The organism is Mycolicibacterium septicum DSM 44393, assembly GCF_000455325.1.
Lineage (GTDB): Bacteria > Actinomycetota > Actinomycetes > Mycobacteriales > Mycobacteriaceae > Mycobacterium > Mycobacterium septicum.
Genome location: NZ_HG322952.1, coordinates 1,351,281 through 1,374,921, shown reverse-complemented (window position 1 = coordinate 1,374,921; position 23,641 = coordinate 1,351,281). Strand labels below are relative to the sequence as shown.

Below are 23,641 nucleotides of genomic sequence, written 5' to 3'. Positions count from 1 at the left end.
GGTTGAGAATTCGCTGGTGAACAGGGAGCGGATCTAGCAGTCCCCCCATCTGTAGCCGGACAGCTCGACGAGTTGGCCGACGGCCTGCTTGATCGTGTGGTCCGATCCCGGCTTGAGGGTGGTCCACAACTGGCCGCTGGGCGATGCACTGGGCGCGCCCACGATCCGTCCGCGCTTGGTGTAGAAGATGCCGACCGCCCCGGCGGACCGCGAGATTCGGTCGACGTCGTCATCGAGTGCGTAGTAGACGATCTCGGCGAACGCCAACCGCGCCGCCAGCGCCGAACCCAGCGTCATCGCGGAGCGGGGATCGGCTCCGAGCGCCCGGATCCGGTCGGACAACACCGTGGCGTCATGGGTATCGGACAGTGCCTGGCTGACCTCGGTGAGCGGAGCGCCGACCGGACTGATCTCGGCGGGCGCAGCTGCCGGGAGCCGACGCAGCAGGCCGCCCGCCGCGCTGGACAGGTTCGCACCGTCGTCGATGGTCTCCACCGTGATCGCGTCACCCACCCGGCAGGCCGAAATGCACTGCGTGCCATCCCGCACGACTGTGACACGGGCCAACCCATCGGGGGTCACCAGGCGCATGGCCAGCTCGCGGTCGGGCCGCTGCAGCGACTGCACCACCGCAGACAACTCCGCGCTCACCTCCCCGGCCGTCAGAAGGCCGCGCTCGGTGAGGCTCCGGGTGGCCTGCCCGAGCGCCTCGGCGCGGGCGGTCTCGGTGGGGTGCCGGGGTCGCAGGTCCAGCACCAACGGCATCGCCTGGACACCGAGACGTGCTGCCACAACGTGCAGTTCGTCCTCGGTGAGGACGAACTGTCCAGCCAGCGATGCCGTCATAGGTTGAGCCCCCGGTCGACGCCGATCACGGGAGGAGTGACCCAGCGGTTGTCCACCTGCTCAAGAGTGCGCTCCGGTTCATCGGCGAAACCTTCACCGGCGGGCACCTCCGGGGCGGCGAGTTCGTCGAACACCGCGGTATCGGGACCCCAACTGACATTCGACACCATGAACGGTGCATCGTTCTGCTGCGCGGCCGGCAGCCAGGCCTGCCCAGCGTCGGACACCCCGGCACCCGGTTCACCCGCCCCGTCCAGAGCCGCCGCAGGCTGCACGGATTCGTAGTCGCGGTTCTGGTCGCCGCGTCCCATCGCAGCCATCGGCGCATAGGGGGCACCACTCATCCCGGTGCCCGAGCCACCGCCGCCCCCGCCGGCGAACCCGGTCTTCTGCAGGGCCTTCGGGTCGCCGCTGGACTTGATGCCCGGTGCGAACATGGGTGCCAGCGGCGGAGGTGGCACCGACGCGACGCCGCCGGCGGCCCCACCGCCGGCACCGGCTGCACTGTCGGCCCCCTGTTCGGCCTTGAGTGCATTGCCTTTTGACACCTGGGGAGGCACGGGCTGCTCCCACGGCTGGGCCAGGGGAGCAGCGGCCTCCTCATACTGCTGCATGACGGCTGCAGCGTTGGCCGCATCGGCGGTGGCGGCCGCGTCGAACTCGGCGAACGTCCCGGTCAGCACGGCCCCGTTGTAAGCCGCCAGCGAGGCCATCATGTCCTGGGCGGTCTTTGTCTCGATCGCCTCTGACACGCTGGGCATCGCCAGCACTGCCACGGTGTTGGCAACCGCTGCTTCCTCGGCACGCTGTCCGTTGCCGGCCGCGCTGAGGCTGATCGCCTGCAACCACTTACCGAACTCTTCCAGGCGCTGTGCCGCGGCGTCGGAGGCCTGGCTGTCCCAGACAGTCCGGAGGCGTGCCACCAGCTTGTCGAAATCAACAGAGACGTTTGCCAATTCGTTGGCAACCCGGATCCAGGCCGCACCGGCACCGCCGACCGACGCCGGACCGGGCCCCTCGGTGAGGTCGCGAGCCAGCTGTTCGGTGCTGCGCGACTCCCACGCAACGTCGGTGAACCCCACGCCCGGAAACCTCCCCTCGTCGACAGAACTCGAATGGTCGCGCTGATATCAGCCGGCGAAGTCCTCGGAGGCCGCGATGTTGGACGAATGGCCACGCAGTGTCGCCGCCACTTCGTGAACCTCGGTCATGCCCTGATCGGTGGACGTACCGAACGAGGCGTGGACCTCGTTGAGGGTCTGGGCGATTCGTTGCGACACTTCATCGCGGGCGGACGGCGTCACAGTGAGGTTGGGCGCCTCGTCGGTCATCACCCGCTGGACACGGTTGGCGAGCTCGTCGAGTTGACGGCTGATCTCCTGGACCTCTCCGGGCTGGATGGACATACCGGCGTTGTCGGCCATGACGGTTCTCCTTATCGGGTTGGTCAGATCCGGAGTTCGACGTCCGGGGTCTGATACGGGTCGGCTTCCCCGAGGACCGGGGGTGCCGCGGTACCGAGATCGCCGACGATCTCGCTGCCTTGGTCGGTGGTGTGCAGGAACGATGCCGAGGTGTGGTTGTTGCTCGATGAGGCGTTCGCGCCCTGCCCGGCGCCCATCGCCCCCATGGGTGCGCCGCCCATCATGCCCGGTGCTCCGGTGCCTCCCATTCGTGGTGCGGCTGATTGCGCTGGGGCACTTGCGCTTTCCGCTTGAAGCATTGATGACATGGGTAGTGAGCGCGGTGCCAGTGCGCCGCTGCCGATCCCACCGCCACCGCCGCCCGCGCCCATTCCCGCGCCCGCGATCGCGGGGCCGCCTTCGGCCTCGGCCGCATCGGCGGCGGCCGGGTCCAACGGATCGATGGCGGGATTCGCGGCGGCCTGACTGGCCGCCGACGCGGCACCGGTGCCGGCCTGCACCCCGGCCTCGGCGCCCTTCATCGCCATCGGCATCAGCGAGGCCAGGCCGGCCAGCGACGAGGCACCCTCGGGTGCAGCGGTGATGCCCACCGGTGCACCGGCTGTGGTGACCTGAGCTGCCTGGGTGGCCAGCGAAGTCTGCAGTTCGGTCATCACCTCGGCCGTGGTGGCAATTGCCTTGTTGGCGGCGGCGATTGCAGCTGCCCAGCCCCACGGAAAGATGATCATGGGTCCGATGGCCGCGATCGTCGCGGCGAATTCGGTGATGATCTCGATGAGCCGGACCCGAGCCTGGCCGACGTTGGTTGCTGCCGCGGACAAACTGGTCCTGAGCGAGTCGGATTGGGCTCCGACTTCAGCGCCGTCGGAAATCGCAGCGGTGGTCTTGGTCGCCGCGGCCGTACCGGAGGCGCCTTGCCACGCGTCGCCTGCCGAACTGACCGACTTGGACATGGACCCGCCGGTGGAGTCGAACATCTTGGAGATGGACTGCAGCATCGTCGTCGGATCGACGCCCTCGAACAAGCCGCTGCCCAAACTGCTCAGCGCATCGGTGACGGGGCTGATCAACGCGCTCGGATCCATCGGATTGGCCGGCGGCTGCTGCTCGGGTTGGCCCTCGGGCGGTGGTTCTTCTGCGGGCTTTTGATCGGCAATTGGTGGCAAACCCAGGCGCTCAAGAATTTGTCGTACTGGCAAATTCAGAAAATCTTGCAGGTTCTGTTCTTGAGCAGCGATAACCGGGGTGGCGTCGTAGCCGGGAACCTGCTGAGCTAGCTGACCTACCGGGGTCACCGGGCGCGGAGGCAAAATTGTCGGCATTTCGCGCCAGGCCTAGGCGTCGTCGTTGGACAGCACGGCGGACCGCGACATTTCGGTGGCGGCACTTGTGGCGGCATGCACCCCGCCGACCAACAGTGTGCCTGCCAGATTGTTGGCCTGAGCTGGGCCGAAGGCGGCGAGGTAGACCGCTCCGATCGGGCCGAGCGCGGCCGCTGCGGACATCAGCATCGCCGCCGAGTCGGCAGAACCGACTGTGGTTATCGCGGAGCCGGCCGCTTCGTTGGCAGCGGAAAAGGTGGCCATTCCCGAAGGTTGGGCGGCGAAAATGTCGCTCATCGTGCTAATACCTTTCCGGCTGTAAGCGGGGGTTGTGTGGGCACGAGACCAATAAACTATAGCGGCGCTGACCGACCGCAGCTAACTGAATTTTGTGCGAATTACACGTGTAGATCGTTCGTACTGGTAATTAGTGCAACAGCAAAAATTGCTGGATATGCAATTCTTGGGCGCCCTGAACTGCGGCGCAGTCGCCATCCTGTCCGCGGAACTCGTTTGCCCGGCAGTTATTGACGCTCGGGTTCGAAAGAGCCGCCGTCCCAACGGGTCAGCGGCGCCTGGCCGAGTTCCTGCATGCGCTGGGCAAACTCCTCGGTGAGGTACTGCTGCCGTGCCGATGCGACCTGTGCAGCGGCGCTGGCGGTTTCGACGATGAGCTTGGCAAGCACGTCGGCGCCCAGCTTGTGCGCGCCGGGCCCGAGCCAGAGCCCGGTCATCGTTCCCATGCCGTCGACCTCGGCACTGACGTTCCCGTCACGGCTGGTGACGCGCGCCGAAATCGATTGGCAGTGCTCGTCCATGGCTTGCACCAGGTCACGCTGCCTACGGATGCGGGCGAGGAGGGAGTCGGCGAGACTGGTCATACGGACCTGCCCCAGGTCGGCGGAAGGTCCCCCTCGTCACCGAGGACCGCGTCCTCGGCACGGGCCAATTCGTCTTCGGTCGCCAGTCGCAGCGGGTCGATGACCGATGTGCTGTAACCCTTTTCGGCCAGCTCCCGCCTGCGCTCGACCTGGGCGCGTGCCGCCGACAAGCGGCACAGCGCCATGATCTCATCGGCCAGTTGCGCGGGCGGTTTCTTCAACTCGACGGGGTCGAGGCGTAGCGCGACGGGCAGACCCCGTTCGGTCGTGTGCACCGAAATCGTTCCGCCCGGTGACTGCACCGGCTGTGCCATTCTGCTCAACTTAGTACACTCGCGGGCGAATCGCGGCTGACCGTGCAGTGAGGAGATGTGTCACCTCCGATGAGTGGATCTACCGATGCGCAGCGGGTTTTCGATGCCGGGGTGCTGTCGCTCGGCATTCCCATCGACGGGTTGGAGACCGAGCGCGACCTGCAGTACGCGGCACTGGCGTTCCGCCGGGCCACCGAGTACGACCCGGACATGTGCGATGCGTGGTTGGGTCGCGCGGCCACCGGCGACACCAGTCCCGAGGTCATCTACCACCTGTACCGAACCAGCACACTCTCATTGTTTCGGGAGCAGCGCCGACTCGGGCTGCCGCAACGGGCGTTGAGTGGACGCTTCCAGACCGGCCTGTACCTCGACTACCCGTTGAGCAGCAAGACCGAGATGTGGCTCGCATACGCGGCCAGCATGATTGGCGCCAAGGATTTCGACGAAGCCGAGCAGGTTCTGGACAAGCTGGAACAGACCACAACGCCTGCGGATGGCGACACCGGTGAGATCTGTGCGTACATCCGCGGCGTACTGCACTTCACCACGCAGCGCTGGCCTGACGTACTGAGTGCGTTGAGCAGGTCGGGATCCTTCACCGACAGCTATATCGGTGCCGGAGCCGATCTGATGGTCGGGTCGGCGTGCGCGCAGATGGGACTGTTCGGAGAGGGCATCCGCCGGCTCGACCGGGCGATCGAGGGCCCGGTACCCGGGGCCCGGCGGGCTGCGGAGTTCTGCAAGGGACTGACCCTGCGGGAGATGGGCGAGGAGCAGGACGCCCGGGTGATCTTCGAACGTATCTACAGCGAGGACCCGGGATTCGAGGCGAACGCCGCCGCGCTGGCCGATCCGAAGTACCGCCTCGTGATCACCTCGAAGGAGATCGTCGATTCGCGCTCCGACCGCTGGGACCCGGCCAGCGTGCCGTCGGCAGAGGACCTGTTGGCCGACGATCTGTCGGAGCGTGGCAACGAATACCTGCGGGCCGCACAGGAGGAGCTGGACCGGCAGATCGGCCTGTCAGAGGTCAAACTTCAAGTCGCCAAACTGAAGTCGGCGGCGATGCTGGCAAAGGTTCGCGGAGACAAGGGGCTCAGCTCGGCGGCGCGCAGCCTGCACCTGGCGTTCACCGGCCCGCCCGGGACCGGCAAGACCACGATCGCCCGGGTGGTCGCCCAGACCTACTGCGGGCTGGGGTTGCTCCGGACACCGAACATCGTGGAGGCCAAGCGTCACGATTTCGTCGGCCAGCATCTCGGCAGCACGGCGATCAAGACGACCGCGCTGATCGACTCGGCGATGGACGGGGTGCTGTTCATCGACGAGGCCTACACGCTGATCCAGACCGGGCTGTCCGGCGGCGATGCCTTCGGTCGTGAGGCAGTCGACACCTTGCTGGCCCGCATGGAAAACGATCGCGACCGCCTGGTCGTGATCATCGCCGGGTATGACGCCGAGATCGATCGCTTCCTGGCCTCCAATGACGGTCTGGCGTCACGGTTCACCAAACGAATCCGGTTCGGCTCGTACGGTCCCCACGAACTCGGGGACATCGGGAAGCTGGTCGCCCGCACCAGGGATTCGGAGCTGTCGGAGGCCGCCCACGAGGAACTCGTCAGCTCGTGCGTCACGCTGTGCCAGAGCGAGGCACTCGACTCGACGGGACAACTGCGCCCCGGCATCGACCTCGCCGGCAATGGCCGGTTCGTCCGCAACGTGATCGAGGCGGCCGAGGAGGAGCGCGAATACCGGCTCAGCGAGATCCACGGTACGAACCTGTCGGAACTCGACGAGGCGCAACTGATGCGGATCGAGCCGGCCGACATGCGGGCGGCACTCAAGCAGGTGCTCGGCATGACGGCCTCGAGTTGACGGAAAGGAAGCAGCGATGACCGACCGCGACGACGAGCGGCTCCCGCTCGGGCCGCCGGAGCAGACTCCGTTCACGTCCATCAAGCCGGACCCTGCGACGAGCCACCCTGCCTCGGTGGTGCCGAGCAACGGCGATCTGGGGCTGATCCGGGCTGCGCCCACCCCGAAATCTGGCTGGCGCAAGGCTGTTTACCGGGCCACCGGCATCAACCCGGGAGTCTCCGAGCAGGAGGCCAGCCGAAAGTCGCTCATCGACCGGGTCAACCAGCCGGTGGTCGGCGGTCCGTTCAACATCGCCCTGCTGTCCCAGAAGGGCGGGGTCGGCAAGACCACCACCACCGTCGGCCTGGGAGCCACGCTGGCCGCGACCCGCGGGGACCGGGTGATCGCGGTGGACGCCAACCCCGACTTCGGCACGCTGGCCCAGCGCGGGCCCAACGAATGCGCTTCCACGGTGCGCGACGTGCTCCTCGACGACGGCATATCCCGCTACTCCGACATCCGCCGTCACACCTCTCAAAGCACGAGCCGCCTTGAGATCCTGGCGTCCGAGCGGGACCCGGCCACCTCAGAAGCCTTCTCGGAGTACGACTATCGCGGTGTGCTGAGTGTGTTGCAGCGCTTCTACAACATCATCCTGACCGACTGCGGCACCGGGCTGGTGCACTCGGCGATGGCGGGAGTGCTGGACGCTGCGGACGCGATCGTGATCGTGGCCTCGCCTGCCATCGATTCGGCGCGAAGCGCGCTCGCCACGTTGGATTGGCTTGAGCGCAACGGCTATTCACGCCTGGTGCCGAAGGCGGTCGTGGTGGTCAGCGCGTCGAGGCCGGGCGCGCTCGGGCTCGACATGGGGCAGCTGTCCAACCATTTCCTGCCCAGGGTGCGGGCGTTGCACGTGATCCCGTTCGACGACCACCTGGCCGAAGGCGCCGAAGTGGACCTCGGCTTCCTCGGCGGGCCGACGCGGCAGGCCTTCCTGGAGCTGGCGTCCACCGTGGCCGATTTCTTCGCGGTTACGCCACAGGTCAAACGACGCGCCTGAGGAGATTCACCGTGCGCGTCTGGCGATGACGATCTGGGGCAGGTTCAGTCCGCTGCGCAGCTTGAGCTCGATCGACGGGTCGGCGTGGCGGGCAAGGCTGCGCAATGCCGAGGGGCTGTAGCTGCGCAGTGAGCTGATGACACCGTCGTGCGCGAACGGGAGCACCACCGCCGCGGGCAGCATCGTCGCCAGGCGCAGCAGGTGTAGCGGGGCCGGCGGGCGCGGCAGGTCGATGATCAACAGGGTGTCGGCAACCCGGGTGCCCTCGGCGAACACCCGCGCGGCCTGAGCCGGGCGCAGGTGGTGGAACGACAACGCGAACAGGGCCAGGTCATAGCTGCCGTCGGCGGCGTCGATCGCGGTGGCGTCCATCTGGCGGACCTCGGCGCGGGGATGGCTGCCCAGGTCACCCGCGGCGATGCGGGCCACCGATTCCGGGTCGACGTCGGTGACGGTGACCCGTGCCGATGGATGATCGGCCAGCAGTTGGCGGGACACCCCGCCGTGCCCGGCGCCCAACTCCAGGATTCGAGGATCGGGAACCTCGGCGACCAGATCGAGCGCGATCGCGGCGAAGCGCTGATGGTTCTTGAAGAACCGGCCGGTCCAATCCAGCGCCCCGATCACCTGGTTCTTCACGGAGGTGTCGACATCGTCGCGGTCCAGGTACTCCGGCCGGTCGGTCTCGAGCAGCCGGTCCAGGCACGACGCGCGGAACCCGCCCCGTGGCATCCGGTCGATATCTGAGGGGTCGGGAGCCATGTAAGCCATCATGTACGAATGTCCGCGGACTTCGTAGCTGCAATCGACCAGGGCACCACCAGCACCCGATGCATGATCTTCGATCACGCCGGTGCCGAGGTGGGGCGCCATCAGCTCGAGCACCAGCAGATCCTGCCCAAGGCGGGGTGGGTGGAACACAACCCGGTCGAGATCTGGGAACGCACCTCCGCGGCGATCATGACCGCGCTGAACAAGACCAACCTGGTGGCCGGCGACCTCGCCGCGCTGGGTATCACCAATCAGCGGGAGACCACGCTGGTCTGGAACCGCCACACCGGGCGGCCGTACCACAAGGCGATCGTCTGGCAGGACACCCGCACCGACCGCATCGCCGCGGCCCTGGACCGCGACGGCCGCGGTGACGTGATCCGCCGCAAGGCGGGACTGCCGCCCGCGACGTACTTCTCGGGCGGCAAGATCCAGTGGATCCTGGACAACGTCGAGGGGGTCCGGCGCGATGCGGAGAACGGTGACGCGATCTTCGGTACGCCCGACAGCTGGGTGACCTGGAACCTCACCGGTGGTTACCGCGGCGGCGTGCACGTCACCGACGTCACCAACGCCAGCCGCACCATGTTGATGAACCTGGAAACCCTCGACTGGGACGACGAACTGTTGTCGTTCTTCTCGATTCCGCGGCAGATGCTGCCCGAGATCAAGCCGTCGTCGTACCCCGCCTCGTACGGGATCACCCGCGACGACGGTCCCCTGGCCGGCCAGGTGCCGGTGACCGGAATCCTCGGCGATCAGCAGGCCGCGATGGTGGGGCAGGTGTGCCTGGAGCCCGGCGAGGCCAAGAACACCTACGGCACAGGCAATTTCCTGCTGCTCAATACGGGCGAGAAGATCGTGCGTTCGGAGAACGGACTGCTCACCACGGTGTGCTATCAGTTCGGCGACGCGAAACCGGTTTACGCCCTTGAGGGTTCGATTGCGGTGACCGGCTCGGCGGTGCAGTGGCTGCGCGATCAGCTTGGCATCATCAGCGGTGCCGCGCAGAGTGAGGCGCTGGCCAGGCAGGTGGCCGACAACGGCGGCGTCTACTTCGTGCCGGCGTTCTCCGGACTGTTCGCCCCTTACTGGCGCTCCGATGCGCGGGGCGTCATTGTCGGCCTGTCGCGCTTCAACACCAACGCTCACCTGGCCCGGGCCACCCTGGAGGCGATCTGCTACCAGAGCCGCGACGTGGTCGAGGCCATGGAAGCCGATTCCGGTGTGCACCTTGAGGTTCTGAAGGTGGACGGCGGTATCACCGCCAATGCGCTGTGCATGCAGATCCAGGCTGACGTGCTGGGAGTCGAGGTGGTCAAGCCTGTGGTGGCCGAGACCACGGCGCTGGGCGCGGCGTACGCGGCCGGGCTGGCGGTCGGGTTCTGGGAGAGCGCCGACGACCTACGGGCGAACTGGCAGGAGGGCCAGCGGTGGAGCCCGCACTGGGATGACGAGCAGCGTTCCGGGGGTTACGCCGGTTGGCGCAAGGCGGTTTCGCGAACCCTGGATTGGGTCGAGATCTAGCGGGTCACCTGGATCTGGCACTTCTTCAGGATCGCCCCGAGCTCGTCGTAGTACTCCTTGCCGAGCAGCGCGTGCTGGGCCTTGTCGTTGCTCCTGACCGAATCGGCGATCTGTCCTGCCAGCTCGCCCATCCGGTGCGCGTGCTGCGCGACGTCGCCGTCGGTCACCTGATCGGCCTGCTCGCGGATGATCTTGGCCCAGTCGGTGAAGTCGCCGACCGTCGGACCCTGGTTGGCCTCGATCGTCGGCATCAGAGCGCCCGAACTCGCGCGGCTGGACTGCACCAGCGGATCGGCCTGACGGCAGCCCTTGTTCCCGGTGTAGGTCAGTGTCGTCACGCCGACGATGACCAGGACCGCACACGCGGCGGCGGCGGTCGCGATCGCGACGTTGCGGGGTTCGGCGTCGGGAACACGCCGCCGCCACAGCACGTGTGCGAGGACGACGGCGGCCACCCCGACCACAGTCATGATGGTGGCCTCGATGAGGCTGCCCACACCGGAGGCCGATCCGACGGCCCCCAATGTCGCGGCGGCGGCGAGCAGGACCAGGAGCCACTGCCAGATGTTGCGCCGGCGCTCGTAGGCGTCGACATCACGGAATTGGAGTCCGATGACCGCGCCGGCCGCGGTCAAGACTGCGACGACGGCCGGCGCGATGGTTGTCACGAGGCTGTTCACAAACGCAGCCTACGGGCCGTTACTCCTCGCCGAGGACCTGGTAGACCTCGCGGCGGGCGTTGTTGACGATGTCGAGGATGCGCTGTTGCTGGTCCTCGCTGGCAGTGAAGCTCGACTGGCCGACGGCGGCCATCAGCTGGCCGAGGGCGCCGCGGAGGTTCATGGCAGCGGGATCGGCGTCCTCTGTGATCTGGTCCCAGGGCGCGGTCTCGATCCCGGCTGCGGCCTGCCGGCCGTCCTCGGTCAGCTCGAAAGTCTTCTTGCTGCCCTCGGTTTCGGTCGGGGTGATCAGACCTTCGTCGACCAGCAGTTGCAGGGTCGGGTACACCGAGCCCGGGCTGGGCTTCCACAGGTTGTGGCTGCGGGTGGCGATCTCCTGCGTCATCTCGTAGCCGTGCATGGGCCGTTCGGCCAGCAAGGTCAGGATGGCGGCACGGACGTCGCCGCGTCGACCGCGGCGTCCGCCGCGGCCACCACGCCCCCGGGGTCCGCCGAAGCCGAAGCCGAAGCCGCCGCGCGGCTCGAAACCGAATTCGAAGCCGCGACCGGGCCCGAAGCCCGGACCGCCGAAGCCTGGGCCGCCGAAGCCGGTCTGGCAGGTGGCGTCGACGCCGTGCTCACGGGTCGCGTCAGCCTGTGCGCGCATCTGCTCGCGCATGTCCCGGCGGGCCTGTCGGGCCTGGCGGAACATGATGCGGGCCTCTTCGCGGCCGAGTGGAACGAATCCGAAGCCGCCGTTTTGTGGATTGAATGGGTGGGTCATTGAAGTAAATCCTTCGTTGTCGTGGAGGAAGCATCGTTTCGCGCTTCCGATGCGTCAACGATATATCGGAACCTATCGGTTGTCGATAGCTTTCGTGAGTCGATGTGCCCACTCGGCCTGCATGGCGTTGAAACGCAGGCCGTACTCCAGGGCCGCGTGGCCGTAGAGGTCCTCGTCGGTGTCGGACCAGGGGATGGAGGACTCCAGTTCCTTGAGTCGCGCCACTTCGGAGTCGGCGTGCGCGGCCAGCGCTGCCAGGTGCTCGCGGGCCTGGTCGCGGGGCAGTTCGCCCAGCAGGAACACCCGTAGCAGTCCGGCGCTGCGCTCGGGCGGGTCGTCGGCGGGATTGGTGATCCAGCGCTCCAGTTCGGTGCGGCCGGCCGGGGTGATCCGGTACTCCTTGCGGCCGCGCGGGCCGATCGCCGACACCTCGATCAGGCCGGCGGCGGCCAGCTTGTTGAGCTCGCCGTACAGCTGGCTCTGGGTGGCGGGCCAGACGTTCGCCATCGATTTCTCGAACCGTTTGAGCAGGTCGTACCCGCTGCCGGGGTGCTGTGCCAACAGGCCAAGTGCCGCCATCCGCAGACTCATGTCGGCAGTCTACCGTCCACTATTGACATGTCAGTTATGGAATGTCACCGTGGAGTGCATGACTTCAGCCCTGCCCATCGGCGAAACCGACTTCTTCCGGCGCGGCAACTACGCACCCGTTGCCGACGAACTGACCGAGTACGACCTGCCCGTCGACGGCGCCATCCCCGCCGAACTCGACGGCTGGTACCTGCGCAACGGTCCGAACCCGCGCCAGGCGACCGAACACTGGTTCACCGGCGACGGCATGATCCACGGCGTCCGCATCGAGAACGGCGCGGCCAAGTGGTACCGCAACCGCTGGGTCCGGACCGACAGCTTCGTCAAGGACTTCCCCCTGTACAACGCCGACGGCACGCGCAACCTGCGGTCCGCCGTCGCCAACACCCACGTCGTCAACCACGCGGGCAAGACCCTGGCGCTGGTGGAGTCCTCGCTGCCCTACGAGATCACCAACGACCTGGAGACCGTGGGCGCCTACGACTTCGGCGGGAAACTGGTCGACTCGATGACCGCGCATCCCAAGATCTGCCCGACGACAGGGGAGTTGCACTTCTTCGGGTACGGCAGCATCTTCGAGCCCTACGTCACCTACCACCGCGCCGATGCCAGCGGTGAGCTGACGATCAACCGGCCGGTGGATGTCAAGGCGCACACCATGATACACGACTTCGCGATGACCGCCGGCCATGTGATCTTCATGGACCTGCCCGTGGTGTTCGACCTGGACATCGCGGTCAAGGGTGAAGGTGACATGCCCTACCGCTGGAGCGATGACTACGGCGCCCGGTTCGGTGTGCTGCGCCGTGACGACCCCGACGCGCCGATCCGCTGGTTCGACATCGACCCGTGCTACGTGTTCCACGTGGCAAACGCCCACGATGACGGCAATTCGATTGTGCTGCAGGCCGTTCGCTATCCCGAGCTGTGGCGCGACAACGGCGGGTTCGACGTCGAGGGCGTGCTGTGGGAATGGCGGATCGACCTGACCGCCGGGACGGTCCGCGAGCGTCAGCTCGACGACCTCGGGGTGGAGTTCCCCCGCATCGACGACCGGCTGGCAGGCCTGCCCGCCCGGTACTCGGTGTCCGTCGCGGACAACGCCTGGATCCGCCATGACCTGACCACCGGTGCCGGCGCGCGGCACGAACTCGGATCCGGCGGACCCGGGGAAGCCGTCTTCGTCCCAGGGGCGGGCCCGGCCGACGAGAGCAACGGGTGGTACCTGGGCTACGTCTACAACCCCGAGCGCGACGGCAGCGACCTCGTGATCCTGGACGCGTCGGACTTCGGCGGGAAGCCGGTCGCCACCATCAAACTGCCGCAACGCGTGCCCTACGGGTTCCACGGGAACTGGATCAGCGCCTAATGTGTGCGGATGGCCGTGAAGTGGCTCGATTCTCCCGAGGGGCACGACTATGACGCCGCCGCCGACTACCTCAGCCTGATCGCCGAACCCGCCGCTGTGACCGATACGGTGGCGGCGCTCAAGACGGCGGAGGTGGTGTACCGCAAGGCAAAAGACATCCTGCGGGCCGCCGGGCTGCCGTTGTTGCCCGAGACCAACGCCCACGTCCGCGACGACCTGTCGAAGATCAGCTCGGGTAAGCGGCTGTCACCGATCCTGTTGGTGCGCGGCCAGGCGGTCGGTGGCGTGCTGTTGCAGATCGCCGACGGCTATCACCGGGTGTGCGCGAGCTACGTCACCGACGAGAACACCCCGATACCGTGCCATCTGGTGTCCTGGCAGGCGTGACGGGCTGAGGTGGCCGGGTTCGGGTTCGACACATTGGCGCTGGTCGCGGTCATCGGCCTGACCGGACCGGCGCTGGCCACCGTGCCGCGGCTGCGCATCCCGGTGGTCATCGGCGAGCTGCTCGCGGGGATCGTTTTCGGCAGAACCGGATTCGGCATCGTCGATCACAGTGACCCGACATTCACCCTGCTGGCCAACATCGGTTTCGCGTTGGTGATGTTCGTCGTCGGCACCCACGTCCCGGTGCGCGACACCACGCTGCGTACCGCGATCCCCAAGGCGCTGCTGCGGGCGGTCTTCGTGGGTGCGGTGGCCGCGGTGCTCGGCGTCGTGATCGCGCGCGCGTTCGGTACCGGGCACGCGGCGCTGTATGCCGTGGTGATGGCGTCGTCGTCGGCGGCCCTGGCCCTGCCGGTGATCGACGGCCTGCGGCTGGAGGGGCCGCCGGTGCTGTCCGTGACCGCTCAGATCGCCATCGCCGACACCGCATCGATCGTGTTGCTGCCCTTGGTGATCGACATCCAGCGGGCGCCGCGCGCGGCCCTGGGGGCGCTGGCCATCGCGGGCTGCGCGGGCGTGCTGTTCCTCGTGCTGCGGGCCGGGTATGCGCGGGGTCTGCGCCGCCGCGTGCACCACTACTCGGCGAAGCGCAAGTTCGCGCTCGAGCTTCGGTTCAGCCTGATCTTCCTGTTCGGGCTGTCGGCGGTCGCGGTGACCACCCACGTCTCGATCATGCTCGCCGGTTTCGCGCTGGGCCTGGTGGTGTCGGCGATCGGGGAGCCCCGCCGGCTGGCCAGGCAGTTGTTCGGCATCACCGACGGATTCTTCGGCCCGTTGTTCTTCGTCTGGCTGGGCGCCTCTCTGCAGGTGCGCGAACTCGCCGACCACCCCGAATTCATCCTGCTCGGTGTGGCTTTGGGCCTCGGTGCGGTGCTCGCGCACGGCGCGGGCCGGCTGTTCGGTCAGCCCGCGACACTCGCGGTGTTCTCCGCTGCCCAGCTCGGCGTCCCGGTCGCCGCCGCCACGCTGGGTACCGAACAGCACCTGTTGGCGCCTGGCGAGCCCGCAGCCCTGATGCTTGGTGCGCTGCTCACCATCGCCACCACGTCGATCGCCGGGGCGCTCGCTGCGCGGCGGGCCGCAGGTGCGGTCACACCGCCCGATGCTCGTTCGGGCTGACCCCGTAGGACCGCTTGAATGCGCTGCTCAACGCGAACGGTGTCGAGTAGCCCACCTGCCGGGCCACGGCGGCGATCGTGGCCTCGCTGCCGCGCAGCAGGTCGGCCGCCAGCGCCAGGCGCCAACCGGTGAGGAACGCGATCGGCGGTTCGCCGACCTGATCGGTGAACCTGCGGGCGAACACCGCACGCGAACATCCAACGGCTGCAGCAAGATTGCCCACGGTCCAGGGATGTGCCGGATTGTTGTAGATCAACTTGAGGGCGGGCCCGACGACGGGATCCTGTTCGGCCTGCCACCACGACGGAGCATTGCCGTCCCGGTCGAACCAGGTGCGCAGCACGCCGATCAGCAGCAGGTCGAGCAGGCGGTCGAGGTAGGCCTCCTGCCCGGGTCCGTCGCGGCCGGCCTCGACGGACAGCAGATCGATCAGCGGGGTGTCCCACTCGTCCGCTCGCAGCACCAGCACCGCCGGGAGTGCGTCGAGCAGGCGGGCACTGACCTCGCTGCGGCCCTCGTAGGCGCAGACGATCGACTCCGATGATCCGGTCGCGCTGTTGCCCCAGCTGCGCAGGCCCAGCGACATCTCGAACTGCAGGTCTTCGCCGGACAGGGTCGTGCAGCGCTGGCCGGGATTGATCACGACGCTCGGCGGTGTGGCCGGATCGTCTGCGAAGACATAGTTTTCGGTACCGCGGGTCAGTGCGACGTCGCCCGCACCCAACCGGAACGTGCCGCTGTGATCGCCGGCGATGACCGCGTCACCGCGGGTCTGGCAGATCAGCGCCAGGGGTGCCTCGTCGCGAATGGCCAGTGACCAGGGCGGATCCATGCGCAACCGCAATACGAACGCGCCCCGCGCGCGTACCCCGTCGAGCAGTCCGACCAGGGCGTCCACGACCGTAGGGTAGCGCTCAACCCGGCTTGCGTGCCTCGATCAGGTGGCGCGACGAGTGTGCGACGAACGAACCGTCGGTCTCGATCTGCCGGTGCAGCGCTGCGAGCCGGTCGCGGTAGGCGTCAACCGTGAAGCCGGGCACGATCCAGATGACCTTGCGCAGGAAGTACACCACCGCGCCGATGTCGAAGAACTCCACCCGCAGCCGCTCGGCGCGCAGGTCGACGATGTCGAGTCCGGCAGCCCGCGCGGCGGCGGACTCGGTTTCCGGGTCACGGGCCCTGCGAGCCTCGGGCTGTGGGCCGAGAAAGAACTCCGTCAGCTCGAAAACACTTGCCGGGCCGACGTGTTGGGCCAGGTAGGTACCGCCCGGGGTCAACACACGGGCGATCTCGTCCCACCACACGGTGGCCGGGTGCCGGCTGAGCACCAGATCGAATGCCGCGTCGGCGAACGGCAGCGGCGGCTCGTCGGGATCGGCGACCACGACGACGCCGCGGGGTCCCAGCAGCCGGGTCGCGCGGTCGAGGTTGGGTGGCCAGGATTCGGTGGCCGCCATGGCCGGTGGGAACGTCGCCGCGCCGGCGAGAACCTCCCCGCCGCCGGTCTGGATGTCCAGCGCCGAGGACACCGTCGTCAATCTCTGGCTCATCAAGCGCTGATAGCCCCACGAGGGCCGGGCCTCGGTGGCCCGGCCTTCCAGCCACGAGAAGTCCCAGCCGTCCACCGACGCCGCGTCAGCCTCGGCCACCAACTCGTCGAACGTCACGGTTCCATCTTGGCAGTGCGAGGCGAGCGAGACGATCGCGTATGGAATCGGGATTCTCGGCGATGGAACGTCTCACCTCGGCGTCGTTGACTGAAGCCATGACCATCAGCCCCGTCGTCGTCCTCACCGCAGCCGCCGCTCTCGGCAGTGCCGCCGCCGGTGGAATCTTCTACGCGTTCTCCACTTTCGTGATGCGCGGCCTCGACCGCACCGGTCCGGTCGACGCCGTGACCGCCATGCGCGGCATGAACGCCGAAGCCAACACCAACGCACCGTTCCTGCTGTTCCTGTTGGGTTCGGCGATGCTGTCGGTGATCGTCGGCGTGATCGCGGTGGCCCAGATCGGCCGGCCGGGCAGTTGGTATCTGCTGGCCGGCGCGATCTTCGGCGTCCTCGGCGTGGTGATCACCATGGCGTTCAACGTGCCGCTCAACAACCACCTCGACCAGATCGACCTGGCCGATGCGGCCGCCGAATGGCAGGCCTACTTCACCACCTGGACCGCGTGGAACCACGTGCGCACCGCATCGGGGTTCATCGGCGCCGTGCTGCTGTTGATCGGTCTGCGTTACCGCTGAGCCTGCCTGCGGAACGCGGCAGCCACGATCCCGGCCGCCGCCAGCGCCAGCGTCGCCGCGATGATCGCCGTCGGCGCGATGCCGGAGTCGAACGCCAGGCGGGCCGAATCCAGCAGGCGCTGCGCGATTTCGGCGGGAAGATCCGCGGCCACCGAGGTGGCGCCGCCGATGCTCTCACCGGCGTCGGCGGCCTGCGCCGGGGTCAGTCCGGCAGGCACCTGGATGTTGTTGCGGTAGAACGCCGTGAAGATCGTGCCGAGCGTCGCGGTGCCCACCACGGCGCCCAGCTCGTAGGCGGTCTCCGAGACCGCCGACGCCGCACCGGCTTTCGCCGCGGGCACCGATGCCACGATGGTGTCGTTGGACACCGTCTGCGAGACACCGACACCCAGCTCCAGCACCACGAACGACGCGATCACCGCGGCCACCGACAGATCGTGACGGAAGGCCAGGATCAAGCCGAACCCGGCAGCGACGAACACCAGGCCGAAGATCATCAGTTTGTCCGCCGCAAACCGCTTGGCGGCCTTGACCACCGCCAGGCCGGCGATCATCGACACCACCGCGCCCGGCAGCGTCACCAGACCGGCCGCCAGCGGCGACAGGCCGAGCACCAACTGCAGGTGCTGCGAGATGAAGAAGATGAATCCGATCAGGCCTACGATCGACAGGAAGTTCGCCAGGATCGACGCGCTGAACGGCGCGTAGGAGAACAGGCCCATGTCGAGCATCGGTGTGGCACTGCGGTTCTGCCGGCGCACGAACAGCACGCCGGAGGCGACGCCGATCGCGAACGCCGCGACGACGCTGCCCGATAAACCGTCGTGGGCAGCGGTCTTGATCGCCCACACGAACGGCAGCATCGCGGTGAACGACAGGGTCACGCTCACCAGATCCAGCGGGCCCGGGTTCGGGTCACGCGATTCGGGCACCAGCCGGGGACCCAGCACCAGCAGCGGCAGCAGGATCGGCACGGCCACGAGGAACACCGAGCCCCAATGGAAATGCTGCAGCAGCGCGCCGCCGACGATCGGGCCCAGCGTCGAGCCCGCCGTGAAGCACGAGGCCCAGATGGCGATCGCGAGCCGGCGCGCGGAGGCGTCGACGAAGATGTTGCGGATCAGCGACAGCGTCGACGGCATCAGCATCGCGCCGAAGACACCGAGCGCCGCACGCGCGGCGACCAGGTAGGCCGCACTCGGCGCGAAGGCCGCGGCGGCCGAGACGATCGCGAAGCCCGTGGCGCCGATGAGCAGCAGGCGGCGCCGGCCGAACCGGTCACCGAGTCCGCCCATGGCGACCAGCAGCGCGGCCAGCACCAGGGAGTAGACGTCGACGATCCACAGCTGGGTGGACGCCGCGGGACGGAAGTCCTCGGCGATCGCCGGAAGGGCGAAGGCCAGGACGGTGTTGTCGATGGCGATCAGCAGTACCGGCAGCATCAGGACCGCGAGCGCCACCCAGGCGCGTTTCGGGGTCGGCGTCACAGCGGGGCTGCCGTCGAGGCAGGTGGACATTGGGTTTCTCCAGGCAAGTTTGGGGTCAGCCGCGCGGGAGATGAATGGTGCCCGCGGTCAGGCTGGTCATGATGGCGTCGACGATTTGGTGGCGGGGGGTGCCGTCCTGCTTGGCGGCTTCATAGCCGGCCAGCAGCAGCGCCCAGAACACCCGCCGGGCCCATCCTGGGGGATATTCGGGCCTGTCGACCGACGCTCGGTTGAGCACCTCGACGATCGCCTCGTCCCCGGTGTCCAGATAGGCCGCCAGCTCGGGATCCGCCAGGATCGTCGGCTCGCTGTAGACGAACAACACGATCGGACCCAGGTCGAGCTGGCTTTCCACCACGCGGCGCAGTGCCTCGTCGGCGGGACCGTGAGTCGGGTCCGCGCGGTCGATCTCGGCGTTGCTGAGCTCGTGGACGTGCCGGGCGAGGGCACGCAGCAGGTCGGTGCGCTCCGGGTAGTACCGGTGCACGGTGCTGCGGCCGACGTCGGCGGCGGTCGCGATATCGCTGAGCGACGCCGTCGCATTGTCGGCCAGGACCGTCATCGCGGCATCGAGAATCGCCTTGCGGGTGCGCTCACGCGGCCCGCTGTGCGTCGATGCCGAATTGATCATGGATCAAAATGTAGCACGATCGGGCCAAAATGAGACAGTGATGTCCCACACCTTAGCTGGGTGGGGTGAAACCGCTGGTCGGCGGTGGTGGCGGATAGCCGGGATAGGCCGCCGGATACGCCACCGCACGGGCTTGCGGCATCAGCCGGGCCAGTGCGCGACGGTGTCGCTCGGCCAGCACCGCTGCCAGCACATATTCGGCCGGCGCGCCGGGCGGTGGCGGGGGCGAGATGCGCGAGGCCACCTCCCCGAAGATCCGGTGCCCCATCTCATGGCGTATCCGCGGATCGAGCTGAGCCGACCGCGACAGGAACTGCCTGGCCAATTCGGCCTGCTCGGGGCCGAGTCCCGACAGTTCCAGCGAGGCGGCCCACCACGCCAGCGCCGGGGGCATGACCGGCGGCGGGTTCAGCTTGGGTCCGCGCTCACTGATCACCACGGTCCCGGCGAAGATGTCGCCGAGCCGTTTGCCCTTGGCCGACACCAGGCTGCAGATCACGGCGGGTCCACCGGTGAGCATCCAGATCTCGACGAAGCCGGCCAGCCCGCGGAACAGCGCCTGGCGGAAACGCTCCGGGCCGCCGTCGTCGGCGACCACCCGCAGGCCCAACGCCATCTTGCCCAGCGACCGGCCACGCGTCGCGGTCTCCATCAGCACCGGATAACCCACCAGGGTCAGCACCGTGAAGATGATCAGGATCGCGGCTGACAACGCCTCGTCGAGCTGGGTCAGGGTGATCGACCACAACACCACGCCCACCACGTACCCGACGGCGATGACCACGATGTCGATCAGTGCGGCCAGGGTGCGCACGGGCAACTGGGCGATCGCCACGTCGAGGACGACGGCGTCGCCGGTCACCACCGGCGCGGGCTGCCAAACCATACCGACACACGCTACCGACTACGCTTTGCCGGGTGGATGTCGATGCGTTCGTCGTGGCCCATCGCCCCACCTGGGACCGGTTGGAGCAGTTGGTAAAACGACGCCACCGGTTGACCGGTGCCGAGGTCGACGAGCTCGTCGACCTCTATCAGCGGGTCTCCACGCACCTGTCGATGGTGCGATCGGCCTCGCAGGATTCGGTCCTGGTGGGACGGTTGTCCGGGCTCGTGGCCCGGGCACGTGCGGCGGTGACCGGCGCGCACGCCCCGCTGTGGCGTGAGTTCGTCCGGTTCTGGACGGTGTCCTTTCCGGTGGTGGCCTACCGGTCCTGGCGCTGGTGGCTGGGATCCGCGGTGGCGTTCTTCATCGTCACCGTGGCGCTGGCGTTATGGGTGTCGGGCAACCCCGATGTGCACGCGGCCGTCGGAACCCCCAGCGAGATCGACGAATTGGTCCACCACGACTTCGAGTCCTACTACAGCGAGCACCCGGCCGGGTCGTTCGCCCTGCAGGTCTGGGTGAACAACTCCTGGGTCGCCGCCCAATGCATCGCCTTCGCGATCCTGCTCGGGCTACCCATCCCGTACGTGCTGTTCCAGAACGCCGCGAACCTCGGACTGATCGCCGGGTTGATGTTCAGCGCGGGCAAGGGGGGCTTCTTCCTCGGCCTGATCACCCCGCACGGACTGCTCGAGCTGACCGCCGTGTTCCTGGCCGCCGCGGTGGGGATGCGGCTGGGCTGGACGGTGATCGCGCCCGGCAACCGGCCGCGGGCGCAGGTGCTGGCCGAACAGGGCCGGGCGGTGGTCGCCGCTGCGGTCGGACTGGCCGTGGTGCTCCTGGTGTCCGGTCTGATCGAGGCCCTGGTGACCCCGTCGCCACTACCCACCTGGATGCGGATCGGCATCGGCGTCGCGGCCGAACTGGCCTTCCTGGGCTATGTGTTCCACTTCGGGCGCAAGGCCGTGCGAGCGGGGGAGAGCGGCGACCTCGAAGACGCACCCGATCTGGTTCCCACCGCTTAGAGCTTTCCCGCCGCCTTCATCGCCAGATAGTGGTCGGCCAGCGCCGGCGCCAGATCTTCGGGCGGGGCGTCGACCACATCGACACCGTGCCCGCGCAGCCGTGACGCGATGGCCCGGCGGTCATTACGGGCCCGTTCGGCAGCGGCGGCGTCATACACCTGCGCGGCATCGGAACGGCCGGCCGCCAACTGGTCCACCCGAGGATCGGCGACCGCGGCCAGCAGCACCTGATGGCGTGCCGACAATTGCGGCAACACCGTCATCAACCCCTCGTCGAGGGCAGAGGCATTGAGGTCTGTCAGCAGGACCACCAGCGCCCGTCCCCGCACCCGGCGCGACACCGCCGAAACCATCGCGGTCGCATCGGATTCCACCAGGGCGGGCTGCAGGGGTGCCATCGCCGAGACCAGCGTGGACAGCAGTTCGGTGCGCGAGGCATTGAACACCCCGGCGCGGGTCACCCGGTCGATGGCCAGGAAATCGACGTGATCCCCGGCCCGCGAGGCCAGGGCCGCCAGCAGCAGCGCCGCGTCCATCGACCAGTCCAGCCGCGGCCACCCGCCCGGATCCAGCGAGGTCGGGTCCACCCCGACCCGGCCCGCCGAGGTGCGTCCGGTGTCGAGCACGATCACCACCCGCCGGTCGCGTTCCGGACGCCAGGTACGCACCACCACGTCGGCGCGTCGGGCGGTGGCGCGCCAGTCGATCGAGCGGACGTCGTCGCCGACCACATACTCACGCAGCGAGTCGAATTCGGTGCCCTGACCGCGGATCAGCACCGGGATCGCACCGTCCAACTGCCGCAGCCTGGCCAGCCGGGACGGCAGGTGCTTGCGGGACAGGAACGGTGGCAGGATGCGTACCTGCCCGGGCAATTGCCGTGAGCGTTGCCGGCCGGCCAGCCCCAGTGGGCCGATCGAGCGCACCGTGACCAGCTCGCACCGTTGATCACCGCGGCGCACCGGGTGCAACCGGGTGGCCAGGGAAACCTGTTCTCCGGCCTCGATGTTCACCTGCTGGGCGCGAGGTTGCGCCGACGCGCTGGGCGGCCAGGCATCGCGGATCGCGCCGCGCACCCGGCGGCGCCCGGTGTTGCGCACGGTCAGCACCGCATCGACGGTCTGGCCCAGGCGCGCGGTGGACTCGCCGCTACGGGTCACCTGGAGGGCGCCGGGAGGGCCGGCCAGCGCGACATCGGCCGCCACCGCCCCGGCCAGCAGCGCCGCCAGTACGGCGAAAGCCGTTGCCGGCCAGGGGGCCAACGCGATCGGCAGCACGCAGACCAGTGCCACCAGACCGGCGCGGCCGGTGAGAACCATCAGCGCGGTACCGGGACGGCGGCCAGGATGCCGTCCAACACTCCGTCGGAGGTGGCCCCCTCCAGCTCGGCCTCCGGGCGCAACGCCACCCGGTGGCGCAGCGTCGACCGGGCCATCGCCTTCACGTCGTCAGGGGTCACATAGTTGCGGCCGGACAGCCAGGCCCACGATCTTGCCGTGGCCAGCAAGGCCGTCGCGCCGCGCGGTGACACACCGAGCTGCAGTGACGGGGAATGCCGGGTGGCGCCGACGATGTCGACGATGTAGCCGAGCACCTCGTCACCGGCCAGCACCTGGCGCACCGCGTCGCGACCGGCCGCCAGCTCGGCCGCACCGGCCACCGGCCGCACCGCCGACAGGTCGCGTGGATCGAAGCCCTGCGCGTGCCGGCTCAGGATCGCGATCTCCTGATCCCGCGGCGGCAGCGGCACGGTGAGCTTCAGCAGGAAGCGGTCCAGCTGGGCCTCGGGCAGCTGATAGGTGCCCTCGTACTCGATCGGGTTCTGGGTGGCCGCCACGATGAACGGGTCGGGCAGCGGGCGAGGTAGGCCGTCGACACTGACCTGACGTTCCTCCATGGCCTCCAGAAGCGCCGCTTGGGTTTTCGGCGGTGTCCGGTTGATCTCGTCGGCCAGCAGCAGGTTCGTGAACACCGGGCCGCTGCGGAATTCGAACTCGGCGGTGCGCGCGTCGTACACCAGGGAGCCCGTGACGTCGCCGGGCATCAGGTCCGGTGTGAACTGCACCCGCTTGAACTCCAGTTGCAGCGCCGCGGCCAGGGTGCGCACCAACAGGGTCTTGGCCACGCCGGGGACCCCCTCGAGCAGCACGTGCCCGCGGCACAGCAGCGCGACGACCAGGCCGCTGATCACCGCGTCCTGGCCGACCACCACCTTGGCGATCTCGTTGCGCAGGGCCAGCAGGGCGTCACGGGCGTTCTCGGAGGTGGGCTGAGTCACGACTGTGCGACCTGCCTTTCGATGTCGTCGAGTTGGTGTGCGAGGTGGACGAGTTCGGCGTCGGAGGCCGGCGGCGGGCCGAACAGTATGTAGCCCGCCGAGTTCGCGGCGG

25 protein-coding genes and 2 pseudogenes are annotated in these 23,641 nt (G+C 68.2%); 8 read left to right on the top strand and 19 right to left on the bottom strand.

Annotated elements, in window-relative coordinates; all coding sequences use genetic code 11:
- Positions 1–33: 33 nt before the first annotated feature.
- The 7 genes from TX88_RS26490 to TX88_RS26460 form a co-directional block, all read right to left on the bottom strand.
- Positions 34–846 carry an ESX secretion-associated protein EspG gene (locus tag TX88_RS26490; protein ID WP_044521180.1) on the bottom strand — a complete coding sequence of 271 codons (813 nt, stop codon included), beginning with the start codon at positions 844–846 and terminating at the stop codon, positions 34–36.
- Entirely contained in the window at positions 843–1,928 is a 1,086-nt protein-coding gene (locus tag TX88_RS26485) for a PPE domain-containing protein (RefSeq protein WP_044521179.1), read from the bottom strand. Before TX88_RS26485 ends, TX88_RS26490 begins: the two co-directional genes overlap by 4 nt.
- A gap of 48 nt (positions 1,929–1,976) precedes the next feature.
- Positions 1,977–2,270: a PE domain-containing protein gene (locus TX88_RS26480; RefSeq protein WP_044521178.1), complete on the bottom strand. Its 294-nt coding sequence runs from the start codon at positions 2,268–2,270 to the stop codon at positions 1,977–1,979.
- Between the two features lie 23 nt (positions 2,271–2,293).
- Entirely contained in the window at positions 2,294–3,469 is a 1,176-nt protein-coding gene (locus tag TX88_RS26475; protein WP_162563211.1) for a hypothetical protein, read from the bottom strand.
- Between the two features lie 135 nt (positions 3,470–3,604).
- A complete protein-coding gene (locus TX88_RS26470) occupies positions 3,605–3,889 on the bottom strand; it encodes a hypothetical protein (protein ID WP_044521174.1) in 285 nt (94 codons plus the stop codon).
- Between the two features lie 227 nt (positions 3,890–4,116).
- Complete coding sequence (locus TX88_RS26465; protein WP_044521171.1) at positions 4,117–4,473, bottom strand: YbaB/EbfC family nucleoid-associated protein; 357 nt, start codon at positions 4,471–4,473, stop codon at positions 4,117–4,119.
- Complete coding sequence (locus TX88_RS26460; protein ID WP_044521168.1) at positions 4,470–4,787, bottom strand: hypothetical protein; 318 nt, start codon at positions 4,785–4,787, stop codon at positions 4,470–4,472. The genes TX88_RS26465 and TX88_RS26460 overlap by 4 nt, the downstream gene beginning before the upstream one ends.
- A 69-nt stretch (positions 4,788–4,856) precedes the next feature.
- On the opposite strand from TX88_RS26460, the gene eccA reads away from it, so the two are divergent.
- Positions 4,857–6,665: a type VII secretion AAA-ATPase EccA gene (gene eccA, locus TX88_RS26455; RefSeq protein ID WP_044521164.1), complete on the top strand. Its 1,809-nt coding sequence runs from the start codon at positions 4,857–4,859 to the stop codon at positions 6,663–6,665.
- A 13-nt stretch (positions 6,666–6,678) separates the two neighbouring features.
- Positions 6,679–7,710: pseudogene (locus tag TX88_RS26450) on the top strand (AAA family ATPase); the annotation flags it as partial.
- Between the two features lie 6 nt (positions 7,711–7,716).
- Here the strand turns inward: TX88_RS26450 and TX88_RS26445 are convergent.
- Positions 7,717–8,481 (bottom strand): class I SAM-dependent methyltransferase, encoded by a 765-nt coding sequence (locus TX88_RS26445; protein WP_044522042.1) that lies wholly within the window; start codon positions 8,479–8,481, stop codon positions 7,717–7,719.
- 9 nt (positions 8,482–8,490) lie between these two features.
- On the opposite strand from TX88_RS26445, the gene glpK reads away from it, so the two are divergent.
- On the top strand, positions 8,491–10,008 hold the full coding sequence (gene glpK, locus TX88_RS26440) for a glycerol kinase GlpK (protein ID WP_044521161.1): 1,518 nt from the start codon (positions 8,491–8,493) through the stop codon (positions 10,006–10,008).
- On the opposite strand, the gene TX88_RS26435 is transcribed toward glpK, so the two are convergent.
- The 3 genes from TX88_RS26435 to TX88_RS26425 form a co-directional block, all read right to left on the bottom strand.
- Positions 10,005–10,688 (bottom strand): hypothetical protein, encoded by a 684-nt coding sequence (locus tag TX88_RS26435; protein ID WP_044521159.1) that lies wholly within the window; start codon positions 10,686–10,688, stop codon positions 10,005–10,007. The genes glpK and TX88_RS26435 overlap by 4 nt on opposite strands.
- Positions 10,689–10,707: 19 nt before the next feature.
- Complete coding sequence (locus tag TX88_RS26430) at positions 10,708–11,451, bottom strand: PadR family transcriptional regulator (protein WP_044521156.1); 744 nt, start codon at positions 11,449–11,451, stop codon at positions 10,708–10,710.
- A gap of 72 nt (positions 11,452–11,523) precedes the next feature.
- On the bottom strand, positions 11,524–12,042 hold the full coding sequence (locus tag TX88_RS26425) for a PadR family transcriptional regulator (RefSeq protein WP_044521148.1): 519 nt from the start codon (positions 12,040–12,042) through the stop codon (positions 11,524–11,526).
- 58 nt (positions 12,043–12,100) lie between these two features.
- Between TX88_RS26425 and TX88_RS26420 the strand changes: the two genes are divergently transcribed.
- Genes TX88_RS26420 through TX88_RS26410 form a run of 3 tightly spaced genes read left to right on the top strand, consistent with a single transcriptional unit; the run spans position 12,101 to position 14,977 of the window.
- On the top strand, positions 12,101–13,411 hold the full coding sequence (locus TX88_RS26420) for a carotenoid oxygenase family protein (RefSeq protein ID WP_044521145.1): 1,311 nt from the start codon (positions 12,101–12,103) through the stop codon (positions 13,409–13,411).
- Between the two features lie 9 nt (positions 13,412–13,420).
- Positions 13,421–13,798, top strand: a complete 378-nt coding sequence (locus TX88_RS26415) for a hypothetical protein (RefSeq protein ID WP_044521143.1) — start codon at positions 13,421–13,423, stop codon at positions 13,796–13,798.
- 9 nt (positions 13,799–13,807) lie between these two features.
- Positions 13,808–14,977 (top strand): cation:proton antiporter, encoded by a 1,170-nt coding sequence (locus TX88_RS26410; protein WP_044521141.1) that lies wholly within the window; start codon positions 13,808–13,810, stop codon positions 14,975–14,977.
- On the opposite strand, the gene TX88_RS26405 is transcribed toward TX88_RS26410, so the two are convergent.
- A complete protein-coding gene (locus TX88_RS26405; protein ID WP_044521139.1) occupies positions 14,949–15,875 on the bottom strand; it encodes an AraC family transcriptional regulator in 927 nt (308 codons plus the stop codon). The genes TX88_RS26410 and TX88_RS26405 overlap by 29 nt on opposite strands.
- A gap of 16 nt (positions 15,876–15,891) precedes the next feature.
- The gene (locus TX88_RS26400; protein WP_044521134.1) at positions 15,892–16,644 is read right to left on the bottom strand and encodes a class I SAM-dependent methyltransferase; all 753 of its coding nucleotides are present in this window, start codon (positions 16,642–16,644) and stop codon (positions 15,892–15,894) included.
- A 41-nt stretch (positions 16,645–16,685) separates the two neighbouring features.
- Between TX88_RS26400 and TX88_RS26395 the strand changes: the two genes are divergently transcribed.
- Positions 16,686–17,222, top strand: coding sequence for an anthrone oxygenase family protein (locus TX88_RS26395; RefSeq protein WP_244438637.1), 537 nt, complete (start codon positions 16,686–16,688; stop codon positions 17,220–17,222).
- Here the strand turns inward: TX88_RS26395 and lfrA are convergent.
- From lfrA to TX88_RS26380, 3 genes are read right to left on the bottom strand one after another with little or no spacing between them, the layout of a single operon-like run.
- A complete protein-coding gene (lfrA, locus tag TX88_RS26390) occupies positions 17,213–18,739 on the bottom strand; it encodes an efflux MFS transporter LfrA (RefSeq protein WP_044521132.1) in 1,527 nt (508 codons plus the stop codon). The two genes, TX88_RS26395 and lfrA, sit on opposite strands and share 10 nt — an antisense overlap.
- Positions 18,740–18,764: 25 nt before the next feature.
- On the bottom strand, positions 18,765–19,340 hold the full coding sequence (locus tag TX88_RS26385; RefSeq protein ID WP_044521128.1) for a TetR/AcrR family transcriptional regulator: 576 nt from the start codon (positions 19,338–19,340) through the stop codon (positions 18,765–18,767).
- Positions 19,341–19,392: 52 nt separating this feature from the next.
- Complete coding sequence (locus TX88_RS26380; RefSeq protein ID WP_044521127.1) at positions 19,393–20,226, bottom strand: RDD family protein; 834 nt, start codon at positions 20,224–20,226, stop codon at positions 19,393–19,395.
- Between the two features lie 32 nt (positions 20,227–20,258).
- On the opposite strand from TX88_RS26380, the gene TX88_RS26375 reads away from it, so the two are divergent.
- On the top strand, positions 20,259–21,251 hold the full coding sequence (locus TX88_RS26375) for a stage II sporulation protein M (RefSeq protein ID WP_044521125.1): 993 nt from the start codon (positions 20,259–20,261) through the stop codon (positions 21,249–21,251).
- Here TX88_RS26375 and TX88_RS26370 read toward each other — a convergent pair.
- The 3 genes and pseudogenes from TX88_RS26370 to TX88_RS35850 all read right to left on the bottom strand — a co-directional run.
- Positions 21,248–22,570, bottom strand: a complete 1,323-nt coding sequence (locus TX88_RS26370; RefSeq protein WP_044521121.1) for a DUF58 domain-containing protein — start codon at positions 22,568–22,570, stop codon at positions 21,248–21,250. The genes TX88_RS26375 and TX88_RS26370 overlap by 4 nt on opposite strands.
- On the bottom strand, positions 22,570–23,529 hold the full coding sequence (locus tag TX88_RS26365; protein WP_044521115.1) for an AAA family ATPase: 960 nt from the start codon (positions 23,527–23,529) through the stop codon (positions 22,570–22,572). The genes TX88_RS26370 and TX88_RS26365 overlap by 1 nt, the downstream gene beginning before the upstream one ends.
- Positions 23,526–23,641, bottom strand: a pseudogene (locus tag TX88_RS35850) (DUF4350 domain-containing protein); the annotation flags it as partial. The gene TX88_RS26365 and the pseudogene TX88_RS35850, both read right to left, overlap by 4 nt.